This is a genomic window from Hymenobacter negativus, from assembly GCF_016056375.1.
GTDB classification, from domain to species: Bacteria; Bacteroidota; Bacteroidia; order Cytophagales; family Hymenobacteraceae; genus Hymenobacter; species Hymenobacter negativus_A.
Genome location: NZ_JAEDAE010000001.1, coordinates 114,154 through 131,105, shown reverse-complemented (window position 1 = coordinate 131,105; position 16,952 = coordinate 114,154). Strand labels below are relative to the sequence as shown.

17 protein-coding genes are annotated in these 16,952 nt (G+C 63.0%); 3 read left to right on the top strand and 14 right to left on the bottom strand.

Features of this window, described 5'->3' with window-relative positions:
* Positions 1–165: 165 nt before the first annotated feature.
* The 8 genes from I7X13_RS00675 to I7X13_RS00640 all read right to left on the bottom strand — a co-directional run bounded on the left by I7X13_RS00675 (position 166) and on the right by I7X13_RS00640 (position 8,467).
* Positions 166–1,140 carry an alpha/beta hydrolase gene (locus I7X13_RS00675; RefSeq protein ID WP_198073975.1) on the bottom strand — a complete coding sequence of 325 codons (975 nt, stop codon included), beginning with the start codon at positions 1,138–1,140 and terminating at the stop codon, positions 166–168.
* A 139-nt stretch (positions 1,141–1,279) separates the two neighbouring features.
* Positions 1,280–2,461: a lysophospholipid acyltransferase family protein gene (locus tag I7X13_RS00670; RefSeq protein WP_213018999.1), complete on the bottom strand. Its 1,182-nt coding sequence runs from the start codon at positions 2,459–2,461 to the stop codon at positions 1,280–1,282.
* 123 nt (positions 2,462–2,584) lie between these two features.
* Complete coding sequence (locus I7X13_RS00665; protein ID WP_198073974.1) at positions 2,585–3,253, bottom strand: YggS family pyridoxal phosphate-dependent enzyme; 669 nt, start codon at positions 3,251–3,253, stop codon at positions 2,585–2,587.
* Between the two features lie 101 nt (positions 3,254–3,354).
* Positions 3,355–4,377, bottom strand: coding sequence for a VWA domain-containing protein (locus tag I7X13_RS00660; RefSeq protein ID WP_198070244.1), 1,023 nt, complete (start codon positions 4,375–4,377; stop codon positions 3,355–3,357).
* 109 nt (positions 4,378–4,486) lie between these two features.
* Entirely contained in the window at positions 4,487–5,410 is a 924-nt protein-coding gene (locus I7X13_RS00655) for a hypothetical protein (RefSeq protein ID WP_198073973.1), read from the bottom strand.
* Positions 5,411–5,578: 168 nt separating this feature from the next.
* On the bottom strand, positions 5,579–6,487 hold the full coding sequence (locus I7X13_RS00650) for a helix-turn-helix domain-containing protein (RefSeq protein ID WP_198070242.1): 909 nt from the start codon (positions 6,485–6,487) through the stop codon (positions 5,579–5,581).
* The gene (locus tag I7X13_RS00645) at positions 6,484–7,458 is read right to left on the bottom strand and encodes an NADP-dependent oxidoreductase (RefSeq protein ID WP_198073972.1); all 975 of its coding nucleotides are present in this window, start codon (positions 7,456–7,458) and stop codon (positions 6,484–6,486) included. The genes I7X13_RS00650 and I7X13_RS00645 overlap by 4 nt, the downstream gene beginning before the upstream one ends.
* 106 nt (positions 7,459–7,564) lie before the next feature.
* Positions 7,565–8,467 (bottom strand): DUF58 domain-containing protein, encoded by a 903-nt coding sequence (locus I7X13_RS00640; RefSeq protein ID WP_198070240.1) that lies wholly within the window; start codon positions 8,465–8,467, stop codon positions 7,565–7,567.
* 36 nt (positions 8,468–8,503) lie between these two features.
* Between I7X13_RS00640 and I7X13_RS00635 the strand changes: the two genes are divergently transcribed.
* A complete protein-coding gene (locus I7X13_RS00635; RefSeq protein ID WP_198070239.1) occupies positions 8,504–8,920 on the top strand; it encodes a DUF4296 domain-containing protein in 417 nt (138 codons plus the stop codon).
* Here the strand turns inward: I7X13_RS00635 and I7X13_RS00630 are convergent.
* The 6 genes from I7X13_RS00630 to egtB form a co-directional block, all read right to left on the bottom strand.
* Positions 8,917–9,276 (bottom strand): tRNA-binding protein, encoded by a 360-nt coding sequence (locus I7X13_RS00630; protein WP_198073971.1) that lies wholly within the window; start codon positions 9,274–9,276, stop codon positions 8,917–8,919. The two genes, I7X13_RS00635 and I7X13_RS00630, sit on opposite strands and share 4 nt — an antisense overlap.
* Before the next feature lie 89 nt (positions 9,277–9,365).
* The gene (locus I7X13_RS00625; protein ID WP_198073970.1) at positions 9,366–9,944 is read right to left on the bottom strand and encodes a DUF922 domain-containing protein; all 579 of its coding nucleotides are present in this window, start codon (positions 9,942–9,944) and stop codon (positions 9,366–9,368) included.
* 156 nt (positions 9,945–10,100) lie between these two features.
* Positions 10,101–11,459, bottom strand: a complete 1,359-nt coding sequence (locus tag I7X13_RS00620) for an MATE family efflux transporter (protein WP_198073969.1) — start codon at positions 11,457–11,459, stop codon at positions 10,101–10,103.
* Positions 11,460–11,636: 177 nt separating this feature from the next.
* Positions 11,637–12,740, bottom strand: coding sequence for a pyridoxal phosphate-dependent aminotransferase (locus tag I7X13_RS00615; RefSeq protein ID WP_198073968.1), 1,104 nt, complete (start codon positions 12,738–12,740; stop codon positions 11,637–11,639).
* A 146-nt stretch (positions 12,741–12,886) separates the two neighbouring features.
* Positions 12,887–13,861: an L-histidine N(alpha)-methyltransferase gene (gene egtD, locus I7X13_RS00610; protein WP_198073967.1), complete on the bottom strand. Its 975-nt coding sequence runs from the start codon at positions 13,859–13,861 to the stop codon at positions 12,887–12,889.
* Positions 13,862–13,896: 35 nt separating this feature from the next.
* The gene (egtB, locus tag I7X13_RS00605; protein ID WP_198073966.1) at positions 13,897–15,195 is read right to left on the bottom strand and encodes an ergothioneine biosynthesis protein EgtB; all 1,299 of its coding nucleotides are present in this window, start codon (positions 15,193–15,195) and stop codon (positions 13,897–13,899) included.
* Between the two features lie 275 nt (positions 15,196–15,470).
* On the opposite strand from egtB, the gene I7X13_RS00600 reads away from it, so the two are divergent.
* Both I7X13_RS00600 and I7X13_RS00595 read left to right on the top strand, forming a co-directional pair.
* Entirely contained in the window at positions 15,471–15,734 is a 264-nt protein-coding gene (locus tag I7X13_RS00600) for a KGG domain-containing protein (RefSeq protein ID WP_198070232.1), read from the top strand.
* A gap of 45 nt (positions 15,735–15,779) precedes the next feature.
* A complete protein-coding gene (locus tag I7X13_RS00595) occupies positions 15,780–16,850 on the top strand; it encodes an o-succinylbenzoate synthase (RefSeq protein ID WP_198073965.1) in 1,071 nt (356 codons plus the stop codon).
* The last annotated feature ends 102 nt before the right edge of the window (positions 16,851–16,952 follow it).

Here is a 16,952-nt window from a genome sequence, read left to right as displayed (position 1 = left end):
GACTAAATTCGATGCAAACCTACGAACACTCGCTAACATAGTTGAGCTGTGTACGCCGGATTTCTTTAAAAGTGGCTTAAAAATCACCAAAAAGAGAATTTATTTTTCCGATTTGCTGAATATTTGAGGCCGGCGGTTGCGCTTCGTAACCCCTTCACCCCCAACCTATGCGGCACGGCGGCGCAGGGGCAAGCGCCGTTCGCCCAGCAACAGGTGGGCAGGCTTTGCAGCTGGCCGGGCCCACATTTCCGTCAGGAAGGCCGCTACCTGGTCGAGGGCCTGCCGGGCTTCGGGCACCACGCGCCAAAACAAATGCCACCAATGCACCAGTCCCTCAAATGGTTGAAGCGTGACTGACACGCCGGCGGCGCGGGCTTTGCGGGTGAATTTTACCACGTCATCGTACAGTACCTCGGCCGTGGAAATCTGGATGAGCAGCGGCGGCAGGCCGTGCAAGTCGGCCTGAGCGGGCGAGAGCAGCGGGTGCGTGATGGGCGTTTTGTGGGCGTAGAGCGGTCCCCAGGTGCGCATTTGCAGGGCTTCGAGCAGGAGGCCTTCTTCGCGGGCCACGCGGCGCAGGGCGGTGATGGGCAGGTTGAGGTCGGTCCAGGGCGAGAGGCCAATGCCAGCGGCGGGCAGGGTTTCGTCGGCGTCGCGCAGAGCCAGCAGCAGCGCGAGGGCCAGGCCGCCACCGGCCGAGTCGCCGGCCACCACGATTTCGTGGGGCTGGTGGCCGTGGCGCAGCAGCCAGCGGTAGGCCCGGCGGGCATCATCGAGCGCGGCCGGGAACGGATGGTCGGGCGCTTTGCGGTAGTTGATGGTGAGCACGTTGAGGCCCGTACGCTGGGCCAGGCTGCCCACCAGGCTGCGGTGGGTATTGAGCGAGCCCAGCACGTAGCCGCCGCCGTGCAGGTAGAGCAATACCCGCGTAGGGTGCGCAGCGCGCGGCCGCAGCCACTCGGCTTCGAGGCGGTTGTCGAGCTTGAAACTTTCCAGATTCACCTTCCAGGGCATAAACTGGAAGAGGGAGCCGGCCTCCATGGCCAGGCGCATGGCCCCTACGCTGGGCTTGCGACGGGCCAGCGGGGCGGCCGCCGCCGTGAGAAACTGCTTGAGCAGCAGGTGTTGGAAAGAGGGCATTCGGGTGGGATTTGGGAGGAGGGGGTGAGGTGCGCGGCTGTCATCCTGAGCTTGCGAAGGACCTTATCCAGTGAGAGCAACTTATGCAAACGTGACAAGGTCCTTCGCAAGCTCAGGATGACAGCCGATTTTGGAAGCCCTAGCTACTGCGGTAGGACTTCTGCTTTTCGCCCAGCTTGTTGCCGCGGTAGCCTTTGATGGCCAGCGGAATCCAGCCTAACAACGGGACGAAATAAGCCAGGGTTATGGGGTTGCGCCAGAGCATCCGCAGCCACGCGCCGGGCCGGTCGAGCTGCATGCGGAAATTGCGGCGGCCTTCTTTCACGTAAAGCCGCTCGAACTCGGTGAACATGGCCGGCCAGGCGAAGGGCAGAAAAAATGGGAAGAAGCGGCGATTTTCCTTGATGCGCTGCCAGAGCTCGGCCCAGCGGTAGGGCTTCTGGCCGTGGGCTGCTACGGCGGCGTCCATTTCGGCCTGCATCTGCAGCCGGATTTGCTCACTCAGGGCCAGGTATTCGTCGCGGCTTAGCTCGTCCACGGTTTTGCTGGTGAGGTCGGAGGGGCGAATGCGCGTGCCCATCACGAAGACGAGCTTGGCGGGAAACGCGAGATAAAAAGCCCAGGGCTGCACCAGGACCAACAACAGCAACAGCGTGAGCGGCAAAAACGGAATACCGATTTTCTTGGTCAGGTTGTTGATGCCGTCCCAGCTATAGGCGTAGGGGTTGAGGTATTCGGCGTTGATGGTGTAGAAGGGCACGATATCGGTGCCGTGTTGCAGGGCCAGGCGCACCATGCTGGTGGCCAGGCGCTGCAGCTGGTACTTGCGATTGAACCCCTTGCCGATGCCGGGCACCCCCTCGGGGTAAAGCATCAGGTTGTGGTCCTGGTAGTACATCATGGTTTCAAAATTCAGCGTCGTGGCATCCACGCAGCCGCATTTTTTCCAGAAGTCCTTGACTAGATAGGGGTTCATCAGAGCCGTTTGCGAGAGCAGCGGGGCCGAGAGCGGGCGCGGCAGGTCGCTCATGTTCTCGTGCCGGGGCAGGTAGCGGAATAGATGCGACAGGGCCACAATGGCATCCCAGGGAAAGGCCATGCCGGAGTGGTTGCTGGCGAAAATCAGGGGCCGGTCGGGGTTGTTGCGCTGAGGGTAATTCTCGAAGCCCACCAGCTCGGAGCGAAACCAGACACGGTCGAGCAGCTGCAGGATGTTTTCGTCCACCGTGCGGGTGAATTCCTCCTCGAAATAGTCGTCGTAGATGTGCTGGTTAGCCACAATAGCCGGTGGAGGCGGCGAGGACGCAGTGGTGGCGGGCATGGTGGGAATTTAGGGACGGAAGATAGGCGAATTTCTACCGTTGTGGTTCCAGGGTTGTTCTAACGGTGGTTCCCGCAGTGGGCGCAGTGGTTTACGCAGAAGTACGCAGTGCGCGAAAGGCCCCTACCCCCGGCTGCCGAAAATGGCGCTGCCCACCCGCACCAGCGTGCTGCCTTCGGCCACGGCCAGCTTGTAGTCGCCGCTCATGCCCATCGAGATGTCGCGGAAGGCCGGCGCATGCGCAAAATACGTGTCTTTGAGGTGGTCGAAATAGCCGTGCAGCATTAGGAATTCCTGCCGCAGCTGAGCCTCATCGGAAGTAAAAGTGGCTACCCCCATCACGCCGGTGAGGCGCACGTTTTGCAGCTGCGGGAACTCGGTCGCGGTCAGGATTTCCTCGGCTTCGGCCAGCGTAAGGCCCGATTTGTTTTCTTCCTGTGCGATGTGGAATTGTAGCAGGCCGTTGATAACGCGGTTGTTAGCGGCGGCGTGCTTATTGATTTCGCGCAGCAACTTCAGGCTGTCGATGCTCTGGATGGTGTGCACGAAGGGGGCCAGCAGCTTCACCTTGTTGGTCTGGAGCTGGCCGATGAGGTGCCATTCCACATCGGGCGGCAGTTGGGGCTGCTTGGCGGCCATTTCTTGGGGCCGGTTCTCGCCGAAGCAGCGCGCCCCGGCGTAATAAGCCTCTTGCAGCAGCTCGACGGGGTGGGTCTTGGTGACGACACACAGGCGGGTGGCTGTGCCGGCCAGCTCAGCATTGAGGCGGTGGATGTTATCGGCGATGGACATCTTTTCAGTTAACAGGTAATAGTTATCAGTGAGCAGTTAACAGTCCGTATCGCAATTTAAACAACACTGTTAACTGCTCACTGGTAACTATTAACTGCACTTTAATCCTCCAGCGGGTTGCTCAGAAACGTGTTTTTCAGCAGCAGCCACAGCAGCCACAGCCCGATGCTGAGCCACAGGTACGGCCGGTAGAAATCCTTGGTATTGCGGAAACGCAGCTGCTTGATTTCGGACTTTTCGAGGCGGTTGATTTGGGCGAAAACCTCGCGCAGCGCGCCCGTATCGGTAGCACGGAAAAAGCGGCCATCGGCGGCGGCGGCGAGCTGGCGCATGGTGGTTTCGTCGAGGCGGGTGTTTACGTAACGGGTGCGGCCCAGCGAATCCTGGCCGTAGGGTACGAAGCCGTCTTTGCCCAACCCAATGGTGTAGATGCGGATGCCAAAGGCGTGGGCCAGCTGCGCGGCCAGCTGCGGGTCGAGGCTGCCGGCGTTGTTCTCGCCATCGGAGAGCAGGATGCAGACCCGCGATTTGGCCGTGGACTCGCGCAGGCGGTTAGTAGCCACGCCCAGGGCAGTGCCAATGGCCGTGCCGTCCTCTTTAATCATGCCCACGCGCAGGCCGGCGAGGTCTTCGCGCAGCAGGTCGTAGTCGGTGGTGAGGGGAGCCAGCGAATAGGCTTCGCCGGCAAAGGCCACCAAGGCCAGGCGGTCGCCAACGCGGGAACTCACAAAATCGGTGGCCAGGCGCTTGGCGGCTTCGAGGCGGTTGGGGCGCAGGTCCTGAATTTCCATCGAGCCCGAGACGTCGAGGGCCAGCACAAGGTCGATGCCCCGGCCGGACTGCTCCACGCGCTCATCGGTGCGTTGCGGGCGGGCCAAGGCCACAATGGCGAAGCTCAGGGCCAGGCCCAGCACCACATCGGGCACGAAGCGCAGGGCAGCCGACCAGTCGCGCCGCACAGGGCCGGGCGCAAAGGCTACTGCCACCTGCGCCCGCCGCCGCGCCAGCACCCAGCGCAGCCCAAAAAGCAGCGGCACGGCCGCAATGAGCAGCAGCAGCCGCGGCTGCTGCCACTGGTAGCCGGCCAGCGTGGTGTAGCGCAGAAGGTTGAAAAAGTCGTTCAAGCGGGGGCGAAGATAGGGAGAGGGGATAGGGAATAAGAGGTGAGGGATAGGAGAGCATCTGTCATCTTTCCCTTATTCCCTATCCCTTATCCCTACTCAACCTTAGCCCCTACCCCACCACCGAGGCATACCGGCGCTCGGCGAAGCCGCGCAGGCGCTGAAAAGCACGGTCGACTTCGGCAGCTTCCTCGGTTTGCACGTTGCCGTAAATGACCTTGTCGGTTGCATTTAGGGCTTTGCGCACGTCGGAGTCGTTCTCGAAATAGGCCACAATTTCGCGGGTGGTGAAGGAGTTCAAGCCGCTGTTTTCGAGGCCGGCGAGGTAGTTTTTCCAGAGCACCACGGCCCGCTCCACATTGGTGGCCGAGCGCGAAAGCTCGAACCGCTCGACGTGCCGCGCAAATTGTGCCAGGAAGTACCCGTGGTTTTTGCGCCGCTTGTAGGCCGCGTAGCGCTGCACCAGCCGCCGCCGAAACAGCGCCGCCCCGCCCGCCAGCAGCAGCAGTCCGGCTAGCCCCCCGGCCAACCAGTACGGGTAGTTGAAAATGGGCTCGACGGGTACCAGCACCAGATTTTGGCGCAGGGCGGGCAAGGACGCAGCAGCGGACTGCGGCGCAGCCGTGCGGCGCAGACGCACCCGGCTGGGCAGCGGCAGCACGCTCAGCGTGTCGGGGCCTTGCAGCACGGCCACGGGCAGGGCCAGGGCCTGCACCGAATCGAGCCGGAAGGTGCGCAGGTGGTACACAGCGCGGTCGAGGCTGATGCCGCGCCGGGTGCGGGTGGGGTAAAAGGTCTTGCCCGCGTACTCAAACGGCGCAAACCTGGCCAGCGAATCGGGAAACACCACTTCCAAATCGGGCGCGTGCTCGTAGCGCAGTTCGTAGTCGAGCGGCTCGCCCACCAACACGGTCTGCTTCAGAAAGCGGCCCTGCGGAATGGGCGGCGGAGTGGTTTGGGCCAGTGCCAGCCCCGGCAGCAGCAGCAGCAGCAGCGGGAGCAGCCGGCACAAACGCGGAAGAAAGCAAAAGGACATAACGGGCAGGGCGGCCAACGGGCGGCAATGGCCCAAATGTAGCGGCGCCGTCCGGTTTTGGGACGCGGGTTGTGGTTTGGGCCGCGTTTCTCCTGGCTCCACAAACGCCTTGCTCTACTTCAGGTGCGGAGCTGTCGCGGCGCCGCGACCGGTTTGGAGCAAATCGGGTTAAGTAAAAGAAGCGCGGAACTCCAACGGCGACAGGCTGGTCTTGGCCTTGAATAGCTTGCTGAACGAGGGCGCGTGCTCGAAGCCCAGCGCGTAGGCAATTTCGCTCACCGTGAGCGTAGTGGTCGATAGTTTTTCCTTGGCTTTGGCTATCAGCTGGGCGTGAATGTGCTGCTGGGTGTTTTGGCCGGTGAGCACGCGCAGCAGGTTGGTGAGGTATTTGGGCGAGAGCTGCAGGCCGTCGGCCACGTGCTGCACGGTGGGCAGGCCCCGTTCGGCGACATTATTGCCGTCGAAGTAGGTGCGCAGCAGGGTTTCCAGCCGTTCGAGCACTTCGTGGTTGGCCTTTTCGCGGGTAAGGAACTGGCGGTGGTAAAACCGGTCGGCGTACTGCAGCAGGCTTTCGATGTGCGAAACGATAATCGGCTTGCTGAACCGGTCGATGGCCGAGTTATACTCCTGCTGGATGGCGAGGATGACGGCCAGCATGGCCGCTTCCTCCCGAGCCGACAGAAACAGGCCCTCCCGGAGCGAATAATCCCAGAAATCGTGCTGCTGTATGGTTTTGGCTAGCGGCGTGTTCCACAGAAAATCAGGGTGTAGGTAGATAACCCACCCCGATTTTTCCACCTCTTCAGCCGGGTTGGCCACCGCCATGCTAAACACCTGATTGGGGGCCATAAAGGACATAATGCCTTCGTTGAAGTCAAACGAATGCTGCCCGTATTTGAGGTTAACATTGTGCATTCGCTTCAGGGAGATGGAGTAGAATTCGAACACCATGCTCGTGGGCTCCGGGCCGTAGCGGTGGGTCACGGTGCTCACGTCTACCACGCTCAGGAGCGGGTGCTGGGGCTTGGGCAGCTGCACGAATTCGTGAAACTCGCTGATGGTAGTGAAGCGCCTCATGCCGGCTCGTTGTTGGGGCGGATTTGCAGCACCAGCTTGCCGTGCACGTGCCAGGTCTGGCTTTCGCGGTGAGCCTCAGCCACCTCAGCCAGCGGAAATACCTTGCTGATAAACACTTTCACCTGGCCCGCGTCAATGAGTCGGGCAATTTCCTGGAGCCATTCCTGCCGGGGCTGGTTGTTCGAAAGCTCGCCCCTGGCCTGCTTGGCTGCCAGGGCCGCATGCACCGCGTCGTCGAAGGGATGGTCGAGGTTGACGGTGACGAAAGTGCCACCGGTTTTCAGCACCGATATGGCCTTCACCCGCTCGGCGTTGTCGCGCAGCGGCGAGGCTTCCAGCACGAGGTCGAGGTCGTGCACCAAGTCTTCAAACTTCTGGCTGCGGTAGTCAATCACCTCATCGGCCCCGAGCTGCCGCACGTAGTCGAGGTTGCCGGCCGAGGCGGTGCCGATGACGTAGGCTCCTTTGGCTTTGGCAAACTGCACGGCGAAACCGCCCACTCCGCCCGATGCGCCCTGAATGAGAACGCGCTGGCCGGCCTGCAACTGGCCGTGTTCGAAGAGGCCCGTCCAGGCCGTGAGGCCGGCCAGCGGCACCCCGGATGCTTCGGTGAAGCTGAGCATCTTCGGTTTCAGGGCAAACTGGCTGGCTTTGGCCGCGCAGTACTCGGCGTAGCTGCCATCGCCGGGGAAATTGGGCTCGCCGTACACGGCATCGCCTTTTTGAAAGCCGGTGACGGCGCTGCCCACCTCCTCCACCACGCCGGCCGCGTCCCAGCCCAGGGTCATGGGTAGGGTCAGATAGGCTCGCAGCGCGTCGTTACCGCCCTCCCGCACCACCCAGTCCACGGGGTTTACGCCGCTGGCGTACACCTTGATGAGAATTTCATCTGGCGCCGGCACCGGCCGCGCCACGTCTTCTACGTTGAGCACCTCCGGTCCGCCAAAGGCCTGAATTCTTACTGCTTTCATGAGTCGTTGATTTCGGTTTGTTGACGATACAAAGGTCCCGCCTGCCCAAACAGCAGGCTTAACCAAAATGCCTTTTGTCTTAGCCAAAACGACTGGCTGCCACCTCCTACCCCGCCCGTCCCGACTGTCGCCGGTGCCGAAACAGGTTCACGAGCTGCGGCACGAAATCGCCCTCCGTGCTCAGGGCCAGAAAGCCGGTGCGGTGGCGGCGGCAGATGTTCACCAGCTCGGCCTCCTGGCGCTCGGCCTGGGCCTCCATACGGGCCCGAAAATCGGGGCTGGAGGTGTTTACCCAGCGCACCTGGCCGGTTTCAGCGTCGCGCAGGGGCAGGATGCCCAGGGCCGGAAACGTGCGCTCGCGCGGGGCCTGCAGCTGCACCACAATCAGGTCGTGGCGCTGGGCCAGCATGGTAAGCTCCCGCTCGTAGTTGCCGTCAATAAAATCGGACACCAGCACCACCAGGCTGCGGCGCTTGAGCAGCCCCAGCGCCTGCCGGATGCCCGCCCCCACCCCCGTGCGGGCCGAAACCGGCACCAGCGAGTACAGCCGGTTGATGAGCGCATATGCCGCCCGCGGCCCTTTGCCGGGCGGTAAATACAGCTCCTTCTGGTCGCTGAACGCCAGCAGGCCCAGCGCCGAGCCCTGCCGTGCGGCCGACAGCGCCAGCAGCCCCGCGATGTCGCGGGCCACATCCAGCTTGCGGCGCTGGCCGTCACCTACGTCCAGCGAGCCGCTCACGTCCAGCAGCACCAGCACCTGCTGCTCTTTCTCCTCCTTATAGGTTTTCACGAAGGTGCCGTGGCCCTTGCTGCTCACGTTCCAGTCGATGGCGCGCACTTCGTCGCCGTACTGGTAAAGCCGCACATCGTCGAATTCGAGGCCCGTGCCTTTGAATACGGAGTGAAAATCACCCTGGAGCTGGGCCTCCACCGCCTTGCGAATGCGGATTTCGAGGTGGCGCAGGCGGCGCACCAGGTCGGTGAGGGCCGAGGGCACGGAGGGGTTCATGGCGGCGAAGCTACGGCGCGGGACTAACTTTGTGGTGTGAACTCATTCCGCCGCCGCTGCCTGGGCCTGGTGCTGGCCCCTCTCCTGCTGGTTTTGCCCGCCTGCCAGCGCCCCGAAGAAGCGCCCTTGCCCGCCGATTTGGTCCCCCGGGAAAAAATGGCCCAGATGCTGGCCGACCTGCACCAGCTCGAAGCCCAGATAGAAAGCAGCCATCTTTCGCCCGATTCATCCCGGGCGCTGTTTCTGGCCCAGCAGAAAAATCTGCTTTGGAAACACGAAGTGTCCGACTCCACTTTCCAACGCAGCTACCGCTACTACGGCATTCACAACAAGGATTTGAACGAAATCTACGCCGGCGTTATCGATACGCTCAATAAGCGCGAAGCCCGGCTAAACCCCGCCAAAGCCAACCAGCCCGCCGACCAGTGGGGCCCGCCCCCCAAAACCAACTAAACCAGCCGCTGCCCGTTGGGGACCGGCCCGGCCACGGCGGCCAGCACAATGTGCCCGTCGGCATCGGCAAAGCCGGTTACCAGCACTTCGGAGCGGAATTTCCCAATTTGCTTGGGCGGGAAGTTGACCACGGCCAGCACCTGCCGGCCCACCAACGCCTCTGGCGTATAGTGGTGCGTGATTTGGGCGCTGGACTTTTTGAGGCCGATTTCCGGCCCGAAATCAATCAGCAATTGATACGCCGGCCGGCGTGCCTCCGGAAAAGCCCGCGCCTCCAGCACGGTGCCCACGCGCAGGTCGACGCGCTCGAAATCGGCCCAGGAGATGGGAACGAGGGGAGTTGGTGTGGATGTCATGGGGTGGGTTTGAAATCGTCTGTCATCCTGAGCTTGCGAACGTGATAAGGTCCTTCGCAAGCTCAGGATAACAGACGATTCCTAATTAATTATTGCACCGCAAACGGCTTCAGCTGCTCCAGTTTCAGCTGCGTCTGCTTTTCCCAGTAGGCCTGGCGGGCGGCGTTGAGGCCGTGGCCGGTTTCCTGGTCGTAGCGGTTCTGCTCCTTGTCCCATTCGGCGTACACGGCTTTGGTCACGTTGTTGAAAGCCGGCTGGAGCTTGTTGCAATCGGCTTTGGCCGCAAAGGCAGCCAGCTTCTGGCGCATGAGGCGGGCGTAGGCTTCAGTAATGTCGAAGTGCAGCTGCTCGTGGCGCAGTAGAGCATCGGAGGCCAGCTTGGGGTTTTGAAACCACGAGGTATTGGGGTCGAACGTAGCCTGCACGGTGGCGCTGAACACGAAATCGCGGCAGGCCGCGTTCGACTTGATATCGGCCGAAGTGAGGGCTGCCAGCCGGTCCGACGGCCCGGGGTGTCCCTGGAAGTCGGCCACCGTGAGCCGCCGCGTGGCCGACCACGGAATGGGCGGCGCAGGGGCGGGCTTGGCGATGGTGGCTGGCTGGGGTTTCACGGCCGGGCCTTGCAGCAGCGCGGCGGCCGTTAAGAACGAAGTCAGAAGAGAGAGCATGAGGGCAAAATAAGAAGCTGGATAAAAAGTCTGTCATCCTGAGCGGAGCGAAAGACCTCATCACGACTTGTTGCCGCCGCAATAAGGTGCTTCGTTCCGCTCAGGATGACCAACGCCTGACAGCCTCGAATAATTAGCCGGATTTAATAAAATGTGCTACGGCACGGCCACCGGCGTGGGCACGAAGCCCGGCGCAGTTTCGCGCCGGAAGCGCACGATGAGCACGCCCGCCACAATAGTAAGTCCCAGCAGCAGCCCCGTCCACACGCCCGGCGCGCCAAAATGCAACCGAAACCCCAGAAAATAGCCCAGCGGCAACGCCACTGCCCAGTACGCCAGCAAGGCCACCACAGAAGGCACTTTCACATCCTCCAGCCCACGCAGTGCGCCCAGGCCCATCACCTGCAAGCCGTCGGATATCTGGAACAGAGCCGCAATAAGCAGCAGCGTACCGGCCTGCGCCACCACCGCCGCATCGTGGCTGTAGAGCAGCGGGGCCTGGTGCCGCAGCACGATAAACAGCGCCCCCATCGTGGCCATAAACCCAAAGCCCAGCACGTAGGCCGCGAAGCCAGCCTGCCGGGCCGCCGGCATGTCACCGCTGCCCATCAGCTTGCCCACCCGGATAGTGGCCGCCGCTGCAATGCCGCTCGCCGCCATGTAGGTTATCGAAGCGAGGTTGATGGCCACCTGGTGCGCGGCCAGCGGCACCGCGCCCAGCCAGCCAATCATGATGGCCGCCGTGGCGAAGGCTCCGACTTCAAAGGCCATCTGCACGCCAATGGGCGCGCCCACATCGAACAGCCGGGCCAGCGTGGCCCAATCGGGCAGCCAGCTATGCACGGCGGCGCGGTACGAGTGCAGGCGCTGGGCCAGCAGCACATACGCCCCCATGAGCCCGGCCATGAGCGTGCGGGCAATAAGCGTGGCCCAGGCCGAGCCCATCAGGCCCATCTGGGGTGCCCCCCAATGGCCGAATACCAGCGCGTAGCATAGGGCGGCGTTCACCACGTTGGCCAGCACCGAAAGCCACATGGCCTGCCGCGTGAGTCCCAGCCCTTCGGCAAACTCGCGGAAGCCCTGAAAAATCATCAGCGGCAAAAACGACCAGCTGATGACCCGCACCCAGGGCGCGGCCAGCGCTTCCACGGCCGGGGCCTGACCCAGGTAGTGCATGAGTGGCGGCACCAGTTGGCCTATTCCGGCCAGCGCCAGCCCAGCCAGCACACTCAGCCAAACGGACGAAACCAGGAGGCGGGCCAGGTCGGGCAGGTCGCGGCGGCCATCGGCGGCAGCCACCAGGGGCACGCTGCCCATGCTCAGGCCAATGCCCAGAATCATGATGACGTTGGTGCTGTTCACGCCCAGGCTCACGGCGGCCAGCGGCACGGTGCCCGTGCGCCCCACCAGCACCGAATCGACAAAACTCACCATGATGTGCCCCAGCTGCGACAGCACTACCGGATACGCCAGCAGCAGCGTGGGCCGCAAATGAGGACGAATATTATTCAGCATAATTCCCTATAAAAAGCCCGACAAAGGTACGGACAGGCCACTCGCAAGGGCGGTCAAATCGAAATCGCAGGGCGTTGAATCGCCCTTGCAAGGCCGATGCCGAGACGCGACCCTTCGCGTCTTGCCATTGAATGATTCCCAAACGGCACATGCGCCGAGACGCGAAGGGTCGTGTCTCTACATTCCTACCACGCTCCCGATGATGGCCAGCGCGCGCCGCAAATCGGCCTCCGCCACGGCGTAGGACAGGCGCAGAAAACCCGGCGCGCCGCAGGTAGCCCCATCTACCACTTCTACACCTGCGGCGGCCAGCTGCCGCACCAGCGCGGCGGAGGCTTCCTGAGCCAGCAAACCGGGCGCAAGAAAGCGCGTGAAATCAGCAAAAACGTAGTAGGTGCCTTCGGGCGCAGCCGCGCCGGGTGCGCCGGGCAGGTCTGCCAATGCATCGAGCAACAGCTGGCGGGTGGGCTTTAATTGCGCACACAACGCCGCCCCAATGGCTTCGGCGTGCTGCGTGGCGGCTAGTGCGGCCATTTGAGCCGGCACCGGCACCGCCAGGCCAGTGCTGAATATGCGCGCCGCCACGGCCTGCGCCATAGCGGGCGGGGCCACCAGGCAGCCCACGCCCCAGCCCGCCAGCGCCAGCGACTTCGAGAAGCCGCTCACCACCACGTGCCGCTCGTGCGGGCCGGGCAGCGCCAGCAGCGTAGGCACCGGCTCCGGCCCGAAGCTGATGCCTTCGTAAATCTCATCGCTGAGCACCCAAAGGTCCGGGAATTCGGCCGTCACGGCCAGCAGGGCGGCCCACTCGGGCTGCGAATACACGCGGCCGGTGGGGTTGTTAGGGTTGCTGATGATGAGCAGCCGCGTGGCCGGCGTGAGGGCCGCCCGCAGCATTTCAGGCGTGAGGGCGTAATTATCGGCCGCACGGAGCGGCAGGGGGCGCAGGATGCCACCGGTGCGCCGCACTAGGTCGTAGAAACCAAACCAATTGGGCGTGGGCAGCAGCACCTCATTGCCGGGCCGCAGCATTTCGCTGAGCAGGGCAAACAGGCCGGCTTTGGTTCCGGCCGTCACTACCGCCTGTTCGGCCGTAACACCAGCAGCGCCGCGCTGGCGGTAGCGGTGGGCCAAGGCTTCGCGCAGCTCGGACAGGCCGGCCACGGGGCTCACGGGCAGCGGCAGGCCATATTGCCGGGCGGGACGCATGGCTGCATCGGCCGCGGCCAGAGCAACTGCGGGCACTGCAAAATTTCCGTAGCCGGAGGCAAGGGTGAGCATAGGAGATTTTTATCGGGGTGAAGACAAGAATCGTCTGTCATCCTGAGCGCAGCGAATGACCTTATCGCGGCTGCTTTAGCGGAATCACTGCAAAATATTCAACTGTGACAAGGTCCTTTGCTGTGCTCAGGATGACAGGCGCCACGCTACCTAGCAGCCAGCACTACGTCGGCAAAATCGGTGGCCGCATCGGTGAAATACTCCACCACCCGCAGGCCGGCGTCGGCAGCCAGGGCTTTAATCTGGGGCAGGGTGAATTTGTAGGAGTTTTCGGTATGAATCACCTCCCAAGCCGCAAACTCAAAGGTTTCATCAAGGGCCGCCACGTGTACCTGCTGCGCGCGGTTACTCACCAGAAAGGAGCGCACGGCCCCATTCAGGGGGTTGTAGTCGGTGTAGTGCTGCCAGTAGGCAAGGTTGAAATCAGCCCCTAGTTCCCGGTTGAGGCGGGTGAGCAGGTTGAGGTTGAAGGCCGCCGTTACGCCCTGAGCGTCGTCGTAGGCGGCCCGGATGCGGCGCGGGTCCTTCTGCAAATCGAAGCCGATGAGCAGGCGGTCGGCTGGGGCCAGGGGCGCGGCCAGTTGCCGCAGAAAATCAAGCCGTTCGGCCGGACCGAAATTGCCGATGTTCGAGCCCAGAAACAGCACCGCTTTGCTGCCCGGCCAGGTGCGCAGCTGCGTGAGGGCCGTGGCGTAGTCCTCCACCACCGGGGCCACGTTCAGCGCCGGCAGCTCTTCTTTCAGGGTGGCTACCAGCCCCGTCATGGCCCCGGCCGAGATGTCTACCGGAGCATAGGTAAACGGGGTGCCGGCAGCCAGCAATTCGCGCAGCAGCAGCTTGGTTTTGGCTCCGTCGCCGGCTCCTAGCTCCACCAGCGCGAAGTCGCCGCCGCCCGCTGGGCTCAGGGCCGCCGCAATGGCCGGGCCGTGTTCCCGAAAAATGGCGAATTCAGCCCGCGTGGGGTAATACTCCGGCAAATCCATGATTTGCTGAAACAGGCGGCTGCCCGCGTCGTCATAGAAATACATCGACGACAGGGCTTTAGGTGCGCGGTGCAGGCCCTCGGCCACGTGCCGCGCCAGCTCGGTTGCGGAGGGGCTCAGGATAGAAGAAATGGGCATAGAGGAAACTGAAGAAACGAAGAAACGCCGCACGCCTAGCGCGCCAGGCGAATACCTGTGAACTGCCAGCGCTTATCAGCGTGGAAAAAATTGCGGTAGCTCACGCGAATGTGGTTTTCGGGCGTGGCGCAGGAGCCGCCGCGCAGCACCAGCTGGTTCACCATAAACTTGCCGTTGTATTCACCCAGCGCGCCGGCGGCGCGGGCGTAGCCAGGGTAGGCGTGGTAGGCCGAGTAGGTCCACTCCCAGCAGTCGCCCAGCAATTGGTGGCACTGGTCGGGTTCGGCGTCGGCGGGCAGGGGCTGCGGGTCGAACAGGTTGCTTTCGAGCCAGGTACCAGCGCTGGTGGTGGCCCCAAAGTGCCGGGCGGCGGCCTCCCATTCGAACTCGGTGAGCAGGCGTGCGCCGGCCCAGTTGGCGTAGGCATCGGCCTCGTAAAAGCTGATGTGGGTGACCGGCGCTTCGGCCACCACCGCTTGCATGCCGTGGTGCGTGAAGCGGTGCCAGCCATCGGCGTGCCGCACCCAGTAGAGCGGCGCTTCCCAGCCCTGGGCCTGCGCTAAGTCCCATCCCTCGCCCATCCAGTAGCGGAAATCGCGGTAGCCGCCGGCCTCGATGAAGGCCTGGTATTCGGCATTGGTCACCAAGCGGTTTTGCAGCTCGAAGGGAGCCAGCAGCACGTCGTGCGCCGCCAACTCATTATCAAAGCAAAACCCATTTTCCTGAAAGCCCACCCGGTGCACGCCGCCGGGCACGGGTAGCCAGGCGGCTGGTACCGTGCCGGCGGCTTCGTTGACTGGCAGGCCGGCAGCAGGCAGGTATTCGGGGGCCAGTGGGCTGGTGCTGAGGATGTATTTGATGTCAGTGGCCAGTAACTCCTGGTGCTGCTGCTCGTGCTGGAGGCCCAGCTCCAGCAGTTCGAAAAACAACGGGGGCAGGTCGCGTCGCTCGGTGAGGAGCTGGGCCAGCGCGGCATCGACATGGGCGCGGTAGGCCATCACGTCGGCCAGGGCCGGGCGCGAGAGCGTGCCCCGGTCGGCCCGGTTCACGCGCGAGCCCAGTGAATTATAGTAGGAGTTGAACAGGTAAGCGTAATCCGGATGAAACAGCTGGTAGTCATGAGCATACTCCTTTAGCAGGAAGGTTTCCCAGAACCAGGTGGTATGGGCCAGGTGCCATTTGGGGGGGCTTACGTCGAGCATGGGCTGCACCACGGTGTCTTCGGGCAGCAGCGGCGCGCACAGGGCCTGGCTTTGGGCACGCACGGCGCGGTAGCGGGCCAGCCAGGTGGGTGCCACACGGGCAGCGGCGGGTAAAACGGAGACGTGAGTCATAGCTGAAACGCAGTGGAAATAGCAGCGCCTGCATCACTAACCGGATTAGCAGTTCGGAGGTTGTACGGGGGCGCAAATATTCCGGGGAAAACCGGCCGAACCCGGTCCGAATCAAACACGCATAGCCAGGGAAAAGTACGTAGAAGCTCCTCGGTAAAAAGCGGTATTTACGACCAGTTTCAGCTATAAAAGCAACATTTCAAGGTAGGAAGGGTAGGTAATGTTGACCATTGACGCTACCATTGCAACACACAAAACCTTCTCCCCTTAATCATATGAAAACGAACACACTCACTGCCGAGGAAACTGTTGCTCCAGCCCTGAAAAGCGCTACTCGTCCTGCTAACCGCGTGGGCACTAAAAGTCGGCGCGGGTTCGCCGCCATGAGCCCCGAAACCCAGCGCCGCATTGCCAGCGAAGGCGGCAAGGCATCGCACGCCAGCGGCCGCGGCCACCGCTTCTCGGCCGATGAGGCCCGGGATGCCGGCCGAAAGGGAGGCCTCGTGAGCCGGCGCGGCAAAAGCGCCCAGGTAAAATAGCGCTGCAACCCACCGCTGATAAGGCCAGGCGCGCATCTTTGCGCCATGCTTCATCTCCGATTATCGCAGCGTACGCTGCGCTTCAGCTTTTCGGCACGCACCTCGCGGGGCGCGCTGGCCGAGCACGTGGCCTGGTACCTGCACCTGACCGATGACACCCGCCCGATGGTGGAAGGCGTTGGAGAGGCCGCCCCGCTGGCGGGCCTCAGCCCCGATTACGGCCCCGGCTTTGCCAAGGCCATTGCTGATTTATGCCAACGGTTCAACGCCGGGGCATTGGCTGCTTTTTCGGCAGCCGATGCCCCGGCTTTTGTGGGTCCGGGGTGGCCGGCGCTCACCTTTGCCTTGGAGACCGCCGCGCTGGACCTGGCCCGGGGCGGACGGCACCAGCTTTACGACAATGCGTTTAGCCGGGGCGAAGAGGCTTTGCCCATCAACGGCCTGGTGTGGATGGGCGACGCGGCCTTCATGCGGGAGCAAATCCGGCAAAAGCTGGCGGCGGGCTACTCCTGCCTCAAACTCAAAATCGGGGGGCTGGACTTTGCCACCGAGCTGGAGTTGCTGGCCGAAATCAGGGCCGTAGCGCCGCCTGAGCAGCTTACGCTGCGCGTCGATGCCAACGGGGCGTTCGCGCCGGCCGAGGCGCCGGCTAAGCTGGCGCAGCTGGCCGTGTTTGATATCCACTCCATCGAGCAGCCCATTGCGGCGGGCCAGCCGGCGGCCCTGGCCGAGTTGTGCCGCACCTCCCCCATTCCCATTGCCCTCGATGAGGAGCTGATTGGCGTGACCAGCCCGGCCCGGCAAGCCGCCCTCCTCGACGAAATTCGTCCGGCCTACGTCGTGCTCAAGCCCACGCTCCTGGGGGGCCACGCCGCCACCCGCCAGTGGATTGCGCTGGCCGAAGCGCGTGGCATCGGCTGGTGGATTACTTCGGCCCTGGAATCCAACATTGGCTTGAACGCCGTGGCGCAGCTCACGGGCGAGTACAATGTGCACGGCTTTGCGCAGGGATTGGGCACGGGACAACTCTATCACAACAACGTAGCGGCGCCGCTGCACATCAGCGGCGGGGCGTTGCGCTACGCTCCTTCCGAAGCCTGGGAGGCGCTCGGGTAAGCTTAAAAGCGCGGACTACGCCCCAACCTCGGGGGCAACTTGTACCCTAGGCGAATAATGGCGTGTCTTTTCGCTTTATTTACCGGTTGCTTGAGTTGTCCC

Excerpts from the sequence above, each read along its gene's own strand:
- I7X13_RS00675 (WP_198073975.1), bottom strand. The coding sequence starts at position 1,140 with ATGCCCTCTTTCCAACACCTGCTGCTCAAGCAGTTTCTCACGGCGGCG.
- I7X13_RS00670 (WP_213018999.1), bottom strand. The coding sequence starts at position 2,461 with ATGCCCGCCACCACTGCGTCCTCGCCGCCTCCACCGGCTATTGTGGCT.
- I7X13_RS00665 (WP_198073974.1), bottom strand. The coding sequence starts at position 3,253 with ATGTCCATCGCCGATAACATCCACCGCCTCAATGCTGAGCTGGCCGGC.
- I7X13_RS00655 (WP_198073973.1), bottom strand. The coding sequence starts at position 5,410 with ATGTCCTTTTGCTTTCTTCCGCGTTTGTGCCGGCTGCTCCCGCTGCTG.
- I7X13_RS00650 (WP_198070242.1), bottom strand. The coding sequence starts at position 6,487 with ATGAGGCGCTTCACTACCATCAGCGAGTTTCACGAATTCGTGCAGCTG.
- I7X13_RS00645 (WP_198073972.1), bottom strand. The coding sequence starts at position 7,458 with ATGAAAGCAGTAAGAATTCAGGCCTTTGGCGGACCGGAGGTGCTCAAC.
- I7X13_RS00640 (WP_198070240.1), bottom strand. The coding sequence starts at position 8,467 with ATGAACCCCTCCGTGCCCTCGGCCCTCACCGACCTGGTGCGCCGCCTG.
- I7X13_RS00630 (WP_198073971.1), bottom strand. The coding sequence starts at position 9,276 with ATGACATCCACACCAACTCCCCTCGTTCCCATCTCCTGGGCCGATTTC.
- I7X13_RS00625 (WP_198073970.1), bottom strand. The coding sequence starts at position 9,944 with ATGCTCTCTCTTCTGACTTCGTTCTTAACGGCCGCCGCGCTGCTGCAA.
- I7X13_RS00620 (WP_198073969.1), bottom strand. The coding sequence starts at position 11,459 with ATGCTGAATAATATTCGTCCTCATTTGCGGCCCACGCTGCTGCTGGCG.
- I7X13_RS00615 (WP_198073968.1), bottom strand. The coding sequence starts at position 12,740 with ATGCTCACCCTTGCCTCCGGCTACGGAAATTTTGCAGTGCCCGCAGTT.
- egtD (WP_198073967.1), bottom strand. The coding sequence starts at position 13,861 with ATGCCCATTTCTTCTATCCTGAGCCCCTCCGCAACCGAGCTGGCGCGG.
- egtB (WP_198073966.1), bottom strand. The coding sequence starts at position 15,195 with ATGACTCACGTCTCCGTTTTACCCGCCGCTGCCCGTGTGGCACCCACC.
- I7X13_RS00600 (WP_198070232.1), top strand. The coding sequence starts at position 15,471 with ATGAAAACGAACACACTCACTGCCGAGGAAACTGTTGCTCCAGCCCTG.
- I7X13_RS00595 (WP_198073965.1), top strand. The coding sequence starts at position 15,780 with ATGCTTCATCTCCGATTATCGCAGCGTACGCTGCGCTTCAGCTTTTCG.